The organism is Rugamonas fusca, from assembly GCF_014042365.1.
Classification (GTDB): domain Bacteria; phylum Pseudomonadota; class Gammaproteobacteria; order Burkholderiales; family Burkholderiaceae_D; genus Rugamonas; species Rugamonas fusca.
Map to the genome: position 1 here is coordinate 51060 of NZ_JACEZS010000004.1, position 14209 is coordinate 65268.

Annotated in this window: 12 protein-coding genes and 2 tRNA genes; 8 read left to right on the top strand and 6 right to left on the bottom strand. The window is 63.7% G+C overall.

What is annotated here, in order from left to right; all coding sequences use genetic code 11:
* Nucleotides 1–4: 4 nt before the first annotated feature.
* Together H3H36_RS06525 and trxB are read right to left on the bottom strand one after the other, a co-directional pair.
* The gene (locus H3H36_RS06525; protein ID WP_182215455.1) at nt 5–676 is read right to left on the bottom strand and encodes a Smr/MutS family protein; all 672 of its coding nucleotides are present in this window, start codon (nt 674–676) and stop codon (nt 5–7) included.
* Between the two features lie 5 nt (nt 677–681).
* Nucleotides 682–1635 carry a thioredoxin-disulfide reductase gene (trxB, locus tag H3H36_RS06530; RefSeq protein ID WP_182215457.1) on the bottom strand — a complete coding sequence of 318 codons (954 nt, stop codon included), beginning with the start codon at nt 1633–1635 and terminating at the stop codon, nt 682–684.
* A gap of 270 nt (nt 1636–1905) precedes the next feature.
* Between trxB and H3H36_RS06535 the strand changes: the two genes are divergently transcribed.
* The 3 genes from H3H36_RS06535 to H3H36_RS06545 all read left to right on the top strand — a co-directional run bounded on the left by H3H36_RS06535 (nt 1906) and on the right by H3H36_RS06545 (nt 6305).
* Nucleotides 1906–4260 (top strand): DNA translocase FtsK, encoded by a 2355-nt coding sequence (locus H3H36_RS06535; RefSeq protein WP_182215460.1) that lies wholly within the window; start codon nt 1906–1908, stop codon nt 4258–4260.
* Between the two features lie 23 nt (nt 4261–4283).
* On the top strand, nt 4284–4928 hold the full coding sequence (gene lolA / locus H3H36_RS06540) for an outer membrane lipoprotein chaperone LolA (RefSeq protein WP_182215462.1): 645 nt from the start codon (nt 4284–4286) through the stop codon (nt 4926–4928).
* Between the two features lie 72 nt (nt 4929–5000).
* The gene (locus H3H36_RS06545; protein ID WP_182215464.1) at nt 5001–6305 is read left to right on the top strand and encodes a replication-associated recombination protein A; all 1305 of its coding nucleotides are present in this window, start codon (nt 5001–5003) and stop codon (nt 6303–6305) included.
* An 87-nt stretch (nt 6306–6392) separates the two neighbouring features.
* On the opposite strand, the gene H3H36_RS06550 is transcribed toward H3H36_RS06545, so the two are convergent.
* The 3 genes from H3H36_RS06550 to H3H36_RS06560 form a co-directional block, all read right to left on the bottom strand.
* Nucleotides 6393–7175: a slipin family protein gene (locus tag H3H36_RS06550; protein WP_182215467.1), complete on the bottom strand. Its 783-nt coding sequence runs from the start codon at nt 7173–7175 to the stop codon at nt 6393–6395.
* Between the two features lie 202 nt (nt 7176–7377).
* Nucleotides 7378–8439 carry a beta-keto acid cleavage family enzyme gene (locus H3H36_RS06555; RefSeq protein ID WP_182215469.1) on the bottom strand — a complete coding sequence of 354 codons (1062 nt, stop codon included), beginning with the start codon at nt 8437–8439 and terminating at the stop codon, nt 7378–7380.
* 57 nt (nt 8440–8496) lie between these two features.
* The gene (locus tag H3H36_RS06560) at nt 8497–9354 is read right to left on the bottom strand and encodes a TauD/TfdA dioxygenase family protein (protein WP_182215850.1); all 858 of its coding nucleotides are present in this window, start codon (nt 9352–9354) and stop codon (nt 8497–8499) included.
* Nucleotides 9355–9537: 183 nt separating this feature from the next.
* Between H3H36_RS06560 and H3H36_RS06565 the strand changes: the two genes are divergently transcribed.
* Nucleotides 9538–10539 carry an AraC family transcriptional regulator gene (locus H3H36_RS06565; protein WP_182215471.1) on the top strand — a complete coding sequence of 334 codons (1002 nt, stop codon included), beginning with the start codon at nt 9538–9540 and terminating at the stop codon, nt 10537–10539.
* Between the two features lie 63 nt (nt 10540–10602).
* Here the strand turns inward: H3H36_RS06565 and H3H36_RS06570 are convergent, their stop codons facing one another.
* Nucleotides 10603–11454, bottom strand: coding sequence for a helix-turn-helix domain-containing protein (locus H3H36_RS06570; RefSeq protein WP_182215474.1), 852 nt, complete (start codon nt 11452–11454; stop codon nt 10603–10605).
* A 136-nt stretch (nt 11455–11590) separates the two neighbouring features.
* On the opposite strand from H3H36_RS06570, the gene H3H36_RS06575 reads away from it, so the two are divergent.
* The 4 genes from H3H36_RS06575 to H3H36_RS06590 all read left to right on the top strand — a co-directional run bounded on the left by H3H36_RS06575 (nt 11591) and on the right by H3H36_RS06590 (nt 14144).
* Nucleotides 11591–12427, top strand: coding sequence for an alpha/beta fold hydrolase (locus H3H36_RS06575; protein ID WP_182215477.1), 837 nt, complete (start codon nt 11591–11593; stop codon nt 12425–12427).
* Nucleotides 12428–12494: 67 nt separating this feature from the next.
* Entirely contained in the window at nt 12495–13787 is a 1293-nt protein-coding gene (gene serS, locus H3H36_RS06580) for a serine--tRNA ligase (RefSeq protein WP_182215479.1), read from the top strand.
* Between the two features lie 108 nt (nt 13788–13895).
* A tRNA-Ser gene (locus tag H3H36_RS06585) sits at nt 13896–13986 on the top strand.
* Nucleotides 13987–14053: 67 nt separating this feature from the next.
* Nucleotides 14054–14144: transfer RNA gene (locus tag H3H36_RS06590), tRNA-Ser, on the top strand.
* The last annotated feature ends 65 nt before the right edge of the window (nt 14145–14209 follow it).

A 14209-nucleotide genomic window follows, 5' to 3' on the forward strand; every position in this document is an offset into this window, starting at 1 on the left:
GCCGTCAGCGCGGCGTTTGCAGGGCGGCGCGCAGCAGCACCATCAGCGCGCCTTCGCCGCCGTCCAGCGGGCGGGCGGCGCAGAAGGCGATCACTTCTTCCTTCTGTTCCAGCCAGCTGTGCACCATGGAGCGCAGCACGGGCTCGCCGTTGACGGAGCCGTAGCCCTTGCCGTAGATGACGGCCACGCAGCGCGCGTTGCGCCGCTTGGCCTGCTGCAGGAAGGCGCCGATGGCGTCGCGCGCGGCGTCGCGCCGCATGCCGTGCAGGTCCAGCTCATCCTGCACCGGCCAGTGGCCCTTGCGCAGCTTGCGCATCACGTCCTGGCCCACGCCGTTGCGCAGGAAGCTGACGGTCGGTTCCGTCTCCAGCAAGTGTTCGACATCGAACTGGTCCGACATCGATTCGCGCAGCACGGCCGCATCATCCTCGGCCTGGGTGCGGGGCCGGGTGGGAGCGGCTGGTGCGAAGCTCGCCGATTTTGGCGCACCCGGCGCCAGCCGGTTCTGCTCCGGCAGGCGCTTCACGCCGCCCACGCTGGCGTGGAACAGATTCGCTTCCACCGCCTGCACCTTGGCCTGCCTGGCCGCTTCGGCCTTGGCCACGGCGCGCGCCTCGGCCTGTTCCTTGAGCTGCTTGCTCAGGGATTTGAGGTCGGCGAAGTCCTTCAGCGCCATGCCGCTTATTCCTGGGCTTCCAGGTAGCGCTGGGCGTCCAGCGCGGCCATGCAGCCGGTGCCGGCGCTGGTGATGGCCTGGCGGTAGACGTGATCCTGCACGTCGCCGGCCGCGAACACGCCGGGGATGTTGGTGGCCGTGGCCATGCCTTCGGTGCCGGTGCGGGTCTTGATGTAGCCGTTGTGCATTTCCAGCTGGCCTTCGAAGATGTCCGTGTTGGGCTTGTGGCCGATCGCCACGAACAGGCCGTGCACGGCGATGTCGGTGATGGCGCCGTCGGTGGTGGAGGCGATCTTCACGCCCGTCACGCCGCTGTCGTTGCCCACCACTTCATGCAGGGTGTGGTTGTACTTGATCTCGATCTTGCCTTCGGCGACCTTGGCGTTCAGGCGGTCGACCAGGATAGGCTCGGCGCGGAACTTGTCGCGGCGGTGGATCAGGGTGACCTTGTTGGCGATGTTGGACAGGTACAGCGCTTCTTCCACGGCCGTGTTGCCGCCGCCGACCACGGCCACTTCCTGGTTGCGGTAGAAGAAACCGTCGCAGGTGGCGCAGGCCGACACGCCCTTGCCCATGAACGCCTGCTCGGACGGCAGGCCCAGGTACTGGGCCGAGGCGCCGGTGGCGATGATCAGGGCGTCGCAAGTGTATTCATGGCTGTCGCCGATCAGGCGCAGCGGCTTTTCGTTCAGTTTGACGGTGTGGATATGGTCGAACACCATCTCCGTGTTGAAGCGCTCGGCGTGCTGCAGGAAGCGCTGCATCAGGTCCGGGCCTTGCACACCCATGGGGTCCGCCGGCCAGTTTTCCACGTCGGTGGTGGTCATCAGCTGGCCGCCCTGTTCGACGCCCGTCACCAGCATCGGATTCAGGTTGGCGCGCGCGGCGTAGATGGCGGCGCTGTAGCCGGCGGGGCCGGAACCGAGGATCAAGACGCGGGCGTGTTTTGGAGTGGTCATGGGATGGCTTCTTATTCAGAGGTTGGACGAAGGATAACGTATCCGAATTGGGGGCTAATTCCGCTACAGCAAGGGCGGCGAAGGGGCGCCAGCTCTTGCACGCGGTTAAGCAATGCAGGATTATAGTCCAAGCGGCGATTCGGCACGAATCAGGGGGCCGGGCAGGGGCTGTATGCCGTAGAATAGATGGGATGACTGTTTCTTGGTCGATAATATTGCAATAACGCTTAAAAGCCGGCGGCGCCGGCAGCAGCACGAGTCCCCTAACGTATGACGAAATCCAGCTCCTCGACACCATCCAGCTACACCCGCAATGTGACTGAACGTCAACCTTTGCCCAACCGGCTGGTCCGCCTGTTGTCGGAGGCGCGCTGGCTCGCGCTGGCGGCGCTGGCCGTGTATTTCGTGCTCATCCTGATCAGTTATTCCAAGGGCGATCCGGGCTGGTCGCATGCCAGTGTGGTGCCGCGGGTACACAATCTGGGCGGGCGGGCCGGCGCCTGGCTGGCCGACCTGTTGTTGTTTATCTTCGGATTTTCCGCGTGGTGGCTGTGCCTGTGCCTGCTGCGCCTCGTGTGGAAGGGATACACGGGCTTGACCCAGCAATTCGTGTTGTCCAAAGAGCCGGAGCCGGAACACCAGCACGAATACATCATCCGCATCATTGGCTTCGTGCTGCTGTTTTTGGGCAGCGTGGGGCTGGAATACCTGCGCATGTGGTCGCTCAAGGTGGAATTGCCGCGCGCGCCGGGCGGCGTGCTGGGGCAGTTGATCGGCCATTCGGCCCACGTGGCGCTCGGCTTCACGGGCGCCACCTTGCTGCTGTTGCTGCTGTTCGGGCTCGGTTTCAGCCTGTTCTTCCAGGTGTCGTGGCTGGCCGTGGCCGAGCGCATCGGCGGTGGCATCGAGACGGCCATCGAGTGGTTCATCCAGCGCTACCAGTACCGCGAAGACCGCCGCCAGGGCGAAGTGGCGGCCGTCAAGCGCGATGAAGTGGTGGTCAGCGAGCGCGCCAAGCACGTGGAAAAACACGTGGCCGCGCCGCCCGTCAAGATCGAGCCGCAGGTGGTCACGGTGGTCAAGTCCGAGCGCGTGGAGAAGGAGAAGCAGGCCAGCCTGTTCCAGGACCTGGCCGACGGCAGCCATCTGCCGCCGCTGTCGCTGCTGGACGAACCGCCGCCGGTGCAGGAAACCGTGTCGGTCGAAACGCTGGAATTCACCAGCCGTCTGATCGAGAAAAAACTGTCCGACTTCGGCGTGGAAGCCAAGGTGGTGGCGGCCTATCCCGGTCCCGTGGTCACGCGCTACGAGATCGAGCCGGCCACCGGCGTCAAGGGCAGCCAGATCGTGGGCCTGGCGCGCGACCTGGCCCGTTCGCTGTCGCTGACCTCGATCCGCGTGGTGGAAACCATCCCGGGCAAGAATTACATGGCGCTGGAGCTGCCCAATCCCAAGCGCCAGATCGTGCGCCTGAGCGAAATCGTCGGCTCCAAGGTCTACAACGACAACCCGTCCAGCCTGACCGTGGCGCTGGGCAAGGACATCGCCGGCAAGGCCGTGGTGGCTGATTTGGCCAAGATGCCGCACTTGCTGGTGGCCGGCACGACCGGCTCCGGCAAGTCGGTCGGCATCAACGCCACCATCTTGTCGCTGCTCTACAAGTCCGATCCGCTGGACGTGCGCATGATCCTGATCGATCCGAAGATGCTGGAAATGTCGGTCTATGAAGGCATTCCGCACCTGCTGGCGCCCGTGGTGACGGACATGCGCCAGGCCGGCCACGCGCTGAACTGGGCCGTCAACGAGATGGAGCGCCGCTACAAGCTGATGTCCAAGCTCGGCGTGCGTAACCTGGCCGGCTACAACGCCAAGATCGAGGAAGCGCGCAAGCGCGAGGAACACATCCCGAATCCGTTCAGCCTGACGCCGGACTCGCCGGAACCGCTGGAAAAACTGCCTACCATCGTCATCATCATCGACGAGCTGGCCGACCTGATGATGGTGGTCGGCAAGAAGGTGGAGGAATTGATTGCCCGTATCGCGCAAAAGGCGCGCGCGGCCGGCCTGCACCTGATTCTGGCTACGCAGCGTCCATCTGTGGACGTGATCACGGGCCTGATCAAGGCGAATATTCCGACCCGGATCGCGTTCCAGGTGTCGTCCAAGATCGACTCGCGCACCATTCTCGACCAGATGGGCGCGGAAACCCTGCTCGGTATGGGTGACATGCTGTACATGCCGCCCGGCACCGGCTTGCCAGTGCGCGTGCACGGCGCGTTCGTGTCCGACGACGAGGTGCACCGTGTCGTCAAGCACTTGAAGGCGACCGGCGAACCCGATTACATCGAGGGCATCCTGGAAGGCGGCACGCTGGAAGGCGAGGGCGGCGCGGATGGCGCGGCGGCCGGCGAGGGCGGCGGCGAGGCCGATCCGATGTACGACCAGGCCGTGCAGGTGGTGCTCAAGAACCGCCGCGCGTCCATTTCGCTGGTGCAGCGCCATTTGCGCATCGGCTACAATCGCGCGGCGCGACTGCTGGAGCAGATGGAGCAGAGCGGCGTGGTGTCGCCGATGCAATCGAACGGCAACCGCGACATTCTGGCGCCGACCGCCAGCGCGGAATGAACAGGATAAACAGGATAAACAGTATGAAACATAGCAAAGCCATGGTCAAAACCGTGGCCGCACTGGCCTGCGGCCTGCTGCTGGCGGGCGCGGCCCATGCCAGCGCGCTGGAACAGTTCAAGAGCTTCGTGGCCACGACCAAGTCGGCCAAGGGCGAATTCACCCAGCACCAGGTCAAGAAACTGGAAAGTGGCGGCACCAAGACTTCCACGTCGTCCACCGGCACCTTCGTGTTCGCCCGTCCCGGCAAATTCATCTGGACGTACGTGAAACCGTACGAGCAAGTGTTGCAGGCCGATGGCGACCAGCTCTACATCTACGACAAGGACTTGAACCAGGTCACCGTCAAGAAGCTGGGCAACGCGCTCGGTTCCTCGCCGGCCGCCATCCTGTTCGGCAGCAATGACCTGGAAAAGAATTTCACCCTGTCCGAAGCGGGCGCCAAGGATGGCGTGGAATGGCTGAAGGCCGTGCCCAAGGCCAAGGACACCAGTTTCGAGGAAATCACCATCGGCCTGCGCAACGGCTTGCCCGAAGCGATGGAGCTGAAGGACACGTTCGGCCAGTTGTCCGTGCTGGCATTCAAGAAGATCGAGCGTAATCCCGCTTTAAATGCGACGAGCTTTAAGTTCGTCATGCCCAAGGGCGCGGACGTCTTCAATAATTAAGGCTGGACGGCACGACGACATGCGCCGCGGCGAACGCCAGCGGCGCTTTTTCCTTTGATACGGCAAACGAGTATGGCAGACCTTTTCTCCAACGAACCGCGCCAGCCGCTGGCGGAAGCGCTGCGGCCCAAGACCCTGGACGAAGTGATCGGCCAAAGCCATCTGCTGGGGCCGGGCAAGCCGCTGCGCCTGGCGTTCGAATCGGGCCAGCCCCATTCGATGATCCTGTGGGGCCCGCCCGGCGTGGGCAAGACCACGCTGGCGCGGTTGACGGCCAACGCCTTCGACTGCCAGTTCATCGCCTTGTCGGCCGTGTTCTCGGGCGTGAAGGATATCCGCGCCGCCATGGAGCAGGCCGAACAGCATCTGGCGATGGGCAAGCACACCATCCTGTTCGTTGATGAGATTCACCGCTTCAACAAGTCGCAGCAGGACGCGCTGCTGCCCTACGCGGAATCGGGCCTCGTGACCTTGATTGGTGCGACGACGGAAAATCCTTCGTTCGAAGTCAACTCCGCGTTGCTGTCGCGCTCGCAGGTCTACGTCCTGCAATCGCTCAACGAGGACGAGCTCAAGCAACTGGTGGCCAAGGCGCGCGAGAAAGTGCTGTCCCACCTGCAGATCGAGGACGCCGCCATCGACACCCTGGTCGGCTACGCGGACGGCGATGCGCGCCGCCTGCTCAACCTGCTGGAACAGACCAGCACGGCCGCCAACGCGGCCCGCACCAACGTCGTCACGCCCGAGTTCATCCAGAACGCGCTGACCTTGAACGCGCGCCGCTTCGACAAGGGCGGTGACAATTTCTACGACCAGATTTCGGCCCTGCACAAATCCGTGCGCGGCTCCAACCCGGACGCGGCCCTGTACTGGCTGTGCCGCATGCTCGATGGCGGCGCGGACGCCAAATACCTGTCGCGCCGCATCGTGCGCATGGCGTGGGAAGACATCGGCCTGGCCGATCCGCGCGCCATCCAGCTGGCCAACGACGCGGCCGCCACTTTCGAGCGGCATGGCTCGCCGGAAGGGGAGCTGGCGCTGGGGCAGGCAGTAATTTATCTGGCCATCGCGGCCAAGAGCAATGCCGGCTACATGGCGTTCAACCAGGCCATGGCATTTGTGAAGAAAGACAAGTCGCGCGAAGTGCCGGTGCACCTGCGCAACGCGCCGACCAAGCTGATGAAGGAACTGGGCTACGGCCACGAGTACCGCTACGCGCACGACGAGCCACATGCCTACGCGGCCGGCGAGACCTACCTGCCCGATGGGATAGGGGAGCCAGGCTGGTATCAACCCGTGCCACGCGGGCTGGAAAGCAAGATCGCCGACAAGATGGCGTTCCTGCGCAAGCTCGATGAGGATGCCGGCAAGGAATAAGGCAAGGAATAAGGCAAGGAATAGGGCCAGGAATGGAGCGTGCTGGCCGGCACCCGGCATCCGGTGCCGGGCCTGCCACATGGACGCTCAGCCTTCCGCTGGCGCCCCCTCCGCCGGGTCGGACGCCCGCTTGAGGAAGCCGGCCAGTTCCATCGGCAACGGGAACACGATGGTGGTGTTCTTGTCCGCACCGATCACGGTCAGGGTTTCCAGGTAGCGCAGCTGGATGGCCTGGGGCTGTCGGGACAGGATCTTGGCCGCTTCATACAGTTTTTCTGACGCCTGCAATTCGCCTTCCGCATGGATGATCTTGGCGCGCCGTTCGCGCTCTGCTTCGGCCTGCCTGGCGATGGCGCGCACCATCGACTCGGTCAGGTCGACCTGCTTGATCTCCACATTGGCCACCTTGATGCCCCAGGAATCCGTTTGCGCTTCGAGCGCGTCGCGTATGTCCTGGTTCAGCTTTTCCCGCTCGGCCAGTAAATCGTCCAGGCTGTGTTTGCCCAGCACGGAGCGCAACATGGTTTGCGCCAGCTGGCTGGTGGCGTTGAGATAGTTGACGACCTGGATGATGGCCTTGTCCGGCTCGACGATGCGGAAATAGACCACGGCGCTCACCTTGACCGACACGTTGTCGCGCGAGATGACGTCCTGGGTCGGCACTTCCAGCACGACGGTGCGCAGATCGACCCGCACTACCTGTTGTATCAGCGGAATGATGAAGACCAGCCCTGGCCCTTTGACTGTCGAGAAGCGGCCCAGCGTAAAGACGATGCCCCGCTCGTACTCCCAGAAAATGCGGATGGACGTGCCAAGCAGCAGCAAGACGATGACGAACAAGAACGTGCCAGACCAGTTTGCCACAACCATAATGCCTCCCACGTGCATCATCGTGCCATGCAGTACCCGGCACCGTGGCGATATCTACCTGCCGCAATGGAAAAGCCGCCGCCATGAACCGGTGTGTCACCGTAGTTCATGGTAGGCGGCTTTGGTCGCGTTGTCCAACGCGCCGCTATCGTGCCGCCCCTGTTGAGGGGGAGCGCACGATAGCGGGGCGCGGCAGGCCGGATCAGCGTGCGAATTGCGTAAAGCCCTTCTGTCCAGGCTTGCGGTTCGGCGCGAAACCGTTTTTGGCCAGGGTTTCGTCCGCGGTTTCGTAGAAGGTGCCGATCTTGTAGATATCGCGTGCCTCCTTGCCGTTGGCCACGCCGCGGCCAAATTCGCGCGAGATGCGCACCAGCTGTTCGATCTGCTCCACGGTCGACATCTTGCGCGAACGGTCCTGGGTCCACAGGTTGTCCTCGATACCGCAGCGCACGTGCAAGCCCATGGCGATGGCCATCATGTTCAGCGGCAGGGTGTTGAGCATGGAGCTTTCCAGCGTCAGCACGGAGCCGTCCGGGCAGGCGCGCACGAAGTTGGCCAGGTTGTAGAGGTTGGGCGCCTCGAACCCGCCACCAATGGCCACCCAGGTCAGGATCAGCGGCACGTTGCACACGCCGCGCCGCATCATGCGCTCCACCGTTTCCAGCTGGGCGATATTGGCCAACTGGAAGTGGGTCTGGATGCCGCGTGCCGACAGGCGGCGGATGTGTTCTTCCACCCATTCCGGGCCGGCCGGAATCGTCATCTCGCGGTAGGCGAAGTAGCCGGGCGTGCCCACGGCCAGCGAAGTGCCTTGCACGTCGGCCGCGCACATCTGCTCGACCACGTTCATTTGGTTGCTGTTGATGGCGATCGTGACCTGGTCCGGCTTCGGTTCGATCATGGCCAGGCCGTGGCGGGTGTCGTCCGACAGCCACTTGGCCGTTTGGCCTTCTTCGGTCGGCGCGAACGAGATCGAGCCGCCCACTTGCAGGATCATGTCCGGGCAGCGGGCGCGGATGCCGGCCACCAGTTCGTTGGTGCGTTCCAGGCGCTTGGAGCCGCTGCCGTCGTCTTCGCGGCCATGCACGTGCAGCACGGTGGCGCCGGCGTTATAGCAGTCCACGGCTTTCTGGATCTGCTGTTCCAGCGTGACGGGGATGTCTTCAGGGAAGTCGGACGGTTGCCATTCCGGGCCATACGGGGCGGCAGTGATGACGAGTTTTTGCTGGTTTTCGGGGAACAGCGAGCCATCGAGGAAATTCATTTTTTTGCTCCTTGGTGTTGTCAGCGTTTGCGTGGTGTTTTCTGGGATGGCCCAGGCTTAGAAAGGTCTGTCGCCGATGATGGCGGCGCGCTCCATCTTGCGATGGCAGGGCGGGTAGTCCATGACGGCGTAGTGCTGGGTGCTGCGGTTGTCCCAGATGGCCATGCTGTAGGGCTTCCAGCGCCAGCGCACCTGGTACTCGGGCACGTAGGCCTGGCTGATCAGGTATTGCAGCAGGTCGCTGCCGCCCTTGTTGTAGTCCTGGCCGTAGCGCACGTGCTGCTTGTTGTGGAAGTTCACGAAGTGGGTGGCGAAGGCGTTCACGAACAGGATCTTCTCGCCCGTTTCCGGGTGGGTGCGTACCACCGGGTGTTCCGCGTCCGGGTACTGGGCCTTCATCTTCAGGCGCTGTTCGATCGGCATGGCGGCGGCGAATGAGCCGTTGAAGCTGTGGTTGGCGATCAGGCCTTCGATTTCCTGTTTGACGTGGTGCGGCAGCTTGTCGTAGGCCAGCACCATGTTGGCCCACATGGTGTCGCCGCCGACGGCGGGCGACTCGATGCAGCGCAGCACGCAGCCCAGGGCCGGCGTCTCGCGCCAGGTGCCGTCGCAGTGCCAGCTGTTTTCGTAGCGATCCATCGGGCTGTCCGGGTTCTTGTAGATCTGCACCAGGCCTGGCGCTTCCGGGTGGCTGGGCGCCATCGGGTGGGTTTCCAGCTGGCCCAGGCGCTGGGCGAACGCCATGTGGTCGTGGCGCGACAGCTTGTCCAGCGTCTGGTCGCGCAGGAACAGCACCTTGTGCTTGAGCAGGGCGTCGTAAATGGCGTTGAACAGGCCGTCGTCGCGGACCGCGTCGCCCAGGTTCACGTCCAGCAACTCGGCGCCGATGGCGCAGGTCATTTGTTCGATCTTCATCATGTCTCCGTCGTGTTGTCGTCTTGGTGAATCGCCGCAAAAGTGTGCTGCGGTTGAGGGAAAGTATAGGGAGACGGCCACTCAAAGTTTCTCTTTGTGCGCCAATGTTTTCTCATTTTGCGCCAACACGGCTATACTGGCATCCAGAATTGATTTCGCGCATGGATGCGGGGGAGTGGGGCGATGGGAACCATGATTCGGGCCAGTACGCTGACCGGCTACCTGGAAGTGGCCAGCCGCCACAAGCTCAACACGCTGGCGCTGCTGGCCGAAGTGGGCATCACGGCGGCGCAGGTGGGCGACCAGGGCCAGCGCGTGCCGCTGGAGGCTGTGTGCCGTTTGCTGGAACTGTCGGCCGAGCGATCCGGCTGCGCCACGTTCGGGCTGGAGATGGCGGCGCTGCGGCAGCGGCGCGACGTGGGACCTATCGGCCTGCTGATGTCGCACGCGCGCACCTTGCGCGAATCGTTGCTGACGGCCGAGCGCTACCACCACCTGCTCAACGACGCGCTGGCCATCCACATCGAGACCGTGGACGACACGGTGCTGATCCGCGAGGAAATCATCGCCGGCGCCGGCGTGCAGACGCGGCAGGCGACGGAGCTGGCCGTGGGCGTGCTGTCGCGTATTTGCCGCGTGCTGCTGGGAGAGGGCTGGCGGCCCAAGAGTGTCAATTTCACGCATGCGGGGCCGGCCGATGCCAGTTTCCACCGGCGCTATTTTGGCTGCGGCGTCAACTTCGGGCGCGAGTTCAGCGGCATCGTGTGCGTGGCGGCGGACCTCGATGCGCCCAACCCGGCCGCCGATCCGGCCCTGGTGCGCTATGCGGAAAGCCTGGCCGCGCCGCTCAATGCGGCTGACCATGAGTCGATCGTGTTCGAAGTGCGGCGCGCCATCTACCTGCTGCTGCCGTTGAACGAGGCGACGGTGGATGGGGTGGCCGGCAAGCTGCGGCTAAGCGGGCGCAGTTTGCAGCGCCATCTGCGCGAGCATGGGACCGAATTCATCGACCTGCTGTCGGACGTGCGCCATGAACTGGCCATCCGCTACCTGGGCAATCCACGTTTTCCGATCGGCCGCATTGCCGCGCTGCTGGGCTATACGCGGCAGGCGTCATTCACGCGTTGGTTCATCGCCAGGTTCGGCCGGCCACCCAGCGCATGGCGTGCTGCCCAGCGTAACTAGCCGCCACGCAAAATCGGGGACGGACTCCGATTTCCCCATCGGGAAAGGCGTGTTGCACGATGGCTAAATCGGGGTACGTCCCCGATTTTTCTCCGACGCATTGTTGGCGAGGTCGCGGCATAGGGCGGCCGTCGCTTCGTCGACGGGGAAGCAGCATTCAATGTGCACTTCGTCCAGCGTGACGTCGCGCGGGGTGCCGAAGGTGGTGATGGTGGAGAAGAAGCGCAGCTCGCCGCCACCGTGCCGCAGGATGGTGTTTTGCAGCGGTACCGCCGCCGCGTCCAGTTCGCGCACGCGCCAGCGCGTGGGCACACCGGGGTAGGCCAGCACTTCGTCGAGCAGTCCGCGCGCCACGTGGTCCGTGGGCGCGCCGGCCACCACGCTGTGCAGGTGGTGAATCAGGTTGCCCGCCACTTCCTCCCAGTTGACGATGGCGCGGCGCAGGTCGGCCGGGTCGAAGATCTGGCGCAGCAGGTTGCGGTGGGCGGGACGCTGGCCGCCCATCACGTGGCGGTTGACGCGGGCCGAGGCGCGGTTGGCCATCAGCACGTCCCAGTGGCGGTTGAGCAGCATGGCCGGATACGGTTCCTGCTGGCCGAGGATGAACTCGATCGCGCGCCGCATCTGGGCCAGTTCCGGCTTGACCAGCGCCGTTTCCGGATAGCGCGGCGCGAAGCCGGCGGCCACCAGCAGCGCGTTGCGGGCGCGCAGCGGCATCTGCAGCGTGTCGGCCAGGCGGGTCAGCACTTCGCGGCTGGGCTGGGCCTTGCCCGTCTCCACGCAGCTCAGGTGGCGGGTGGACAGGCCGGCGTCCAGCGCCAGGTCGAGCTGGCTCAGGCGGCGCGCGGCGCGCCATTCGCGCAGCAGGATGCCGGCGTGGGCGGGCGGGGTGGATGGCGGGGTGAGGGTGTCCATCAGCCCATTCTAACGCTCACGCCGCGCGGCAGCCATGACCTGCCAGGTCATGCAAACATGATCTATGAGGTCATTGATCCTGTGCGCGGCTTGGTTCAATATTGTCATTCGTGCAGTATTCAACCAAGGAGCAGGCATGCAACAACAAGTACAGGTAGATGGCATCGACGTCCTGATCGAAGGGGAGGGCGACGAGACGATTGTCATGCTCCATGGCTGGCCTGATACGTATCGGCTATGGGATGCCCAGGTGGCGGCGCTGGCGCCTCGTTACCGCTGCGTGCGCTTCACCTTGCCCGGCTTCGATTGCAGCAAGCCGCGCCGCGCCTATGGCCTCAACGAGATGCTGGCCATCTTCGAGCGCATCGTCACCCAGGTCAGCCCTGGCCGCAAGGTGACGCTGATGCTGCACGACTGGGGCTGCGTGTTCGGCTACCAGTTTTACATGCGCCATCCGGAACTGGTGTCGCGCATTGTGGGCGTCGATATTGGCGACGTGGAGTCCAAGGCTTACATGCAATCGCTGTCGCTGGGCGCCAAGTTGATGGTGCTGTGGTATCAGCTGTGGCTGGCCGTGGCGTGGAAGGTGGGCGGCGGCCCGGGCAACTGGATGACGCACTTCATGGTGCGGCTGATGAAGGTGCCGGCCGATCAGCGCTTCATCACCTCGTCCATGAATTTCCCGTACTACATCACCTGGACTGGCGCGCACGGTTCCTACCGCGACCGCCAGCGCTTCGTGCCAGCCTGCCCGATGCTGTTCATTTACGGCAGCAGGAAGGCGTTCATGTTCCATTCGCGGCCGTGGGCGGAGGCGCTGGCCACCCAGCCATCGTGCCGGGTGCTGGACTTTAAGGCCGACCATTGGCCCATGGTGCGCGAGCCCGAAGCATTTAATGCCGCGGTCGTCACATGGCTGGGCGAAACGGATGCTGTGGTTGCCGGGGCGGCCGCGCGTGCGCGGGGCGCGTAAAACTGGCGGATAAACGTCATCCTCTTGGTACAATTGCGCTTTCGTATATAAACGGCACGTTTCCTCCATGATAGATATCCAACTTCTTCGTAAAGACATCGCCACCGTCGCCGAGCGCCTGGCGACTCGTAAATTCCAGCTCGACGTGGCTGGTTTCAACGCGCTCGAAGCGGAGCGCAAGGCGATCCAGACCCGTACCGAAGAACTGCAAGGCAAGCGCAACTCGCTGTCCAAGCAGATCGGCATGATGAAGGGCAAAGGGGAAGATACGTCGGCCGTGATGGCCGAAGTGGGCGGCCTGGGCGACGAGCTCAAGGCCAACGAGACGGCGCTGTCGGCGCTGCAGGCCAAGCTGAGCGAGTTCATGCAGGCGATCCCCAACCTGCCGCACGAATCCGTGCCCGTGGGCACCGACGAGACGGCCAACGTGGAAGTGCGCCGCGTCGGCACGCCGCGCAGCTTCGATTTTGAAGTCAAGGATCACGTCGACGTGGGCGCCCCGCTGGGCCTGGACTTCGACGTGGCCACCAAGCTGACCGGCTCGCGCTTCTCGGTGATGAAGGGCGGCATCGCCCGCCTGCACCGCGCGCTGGCCCAGTTCATGTTGAACACCCACACCGACGAGCACGGCTACACCGAGTGCTACACGCCGTACATGGTCAACGCCGATTCGCTGCGCGGCACGGGCCAGCTGCCCAAGTTTGAAGCGGACCTGTTCTCCGTGAAAAAAGGCGGCGCCGAAGGCGAGGGCGAGAACTTCTACCTGATCCCGACGTCGGAAGTGTCGCTGACCAACATCGTGCGCGACGAGATCCTCGCCGCCGACGCGTTGCCGCTGAAGATGACGGCCCATACGCCATGCTTCCGCTCGGAAGCGGGCAGCTACGGCCGTGACACCCGCGGCATGATCCGCCAGCACCAGTTCGACAAGGTCGAAATGGTGCAGGTGGTGCATCCCGACACCTCGTACCAGGTGCTGGACGAGATGGTGGGCCACGCGGAAACCATTTTGCAACGTTTGGGCCTGCCGTATCGCGTGATGGCGCTGTGCACGGGCGACATGGGCTTTGGCGCCACCAAGACCTTCGACCTGGAAGTGTGGCTGCCGGCGCAGAACACCTACCGTGAGATTTCTTCGCTGTCGAACTGCGAAGCGTTCCAGGCGCGTCGCATGCAGGCCCGCTTCCGCAATGCGCAGGGCAAGCCGGAACTGCTGCACACGCTGAACGGTTCCGGCCTGGCCGTGGGCCGCACGCTGGTGGCCGTGCTGGAGAACTACCAGCAGGCGGATGGCAGCGTCGAGATCCCGGCCGTGCTGCGTCCATACATGGGCGGCCTGACGCATTTGAAGGCGGACTAAGCGTTATTGTTGGGCGGGGAGAACATATTTTTTGTGTTTGCCCTTCCAATTCGGTTTTGCTCTGCTATAATTTTGCCTTCGCAGCAGCAAGCGACAGTAGTCAGACCCGGAAAGGTGGCAGAGTGGTCGAATGTACCTGACTCGAAATCAGGCGTAGGGTGTCCCCCTACCGTGGGTTCGAATCCCACCCTTTCCGCCAAATAGGTCGTCGTTTGTTAAGACCACCCTTGTGCCAATACGTTGGCCGAGCGCTCGAAAAGAACACCGGAGAGGTGGCAGAGTGGTCGAATGTACCTGACTCGAAATCAGGCGTAGGGTTTCCCCCTACCGTGGGTTCGAATCCCACCCTCTCCGCCAGTAGCAGAAAAACAGCCCCAGCGATGGGGCTGTTTTTTTATCTGCGCTGCAAGCAGGCAGCCGGT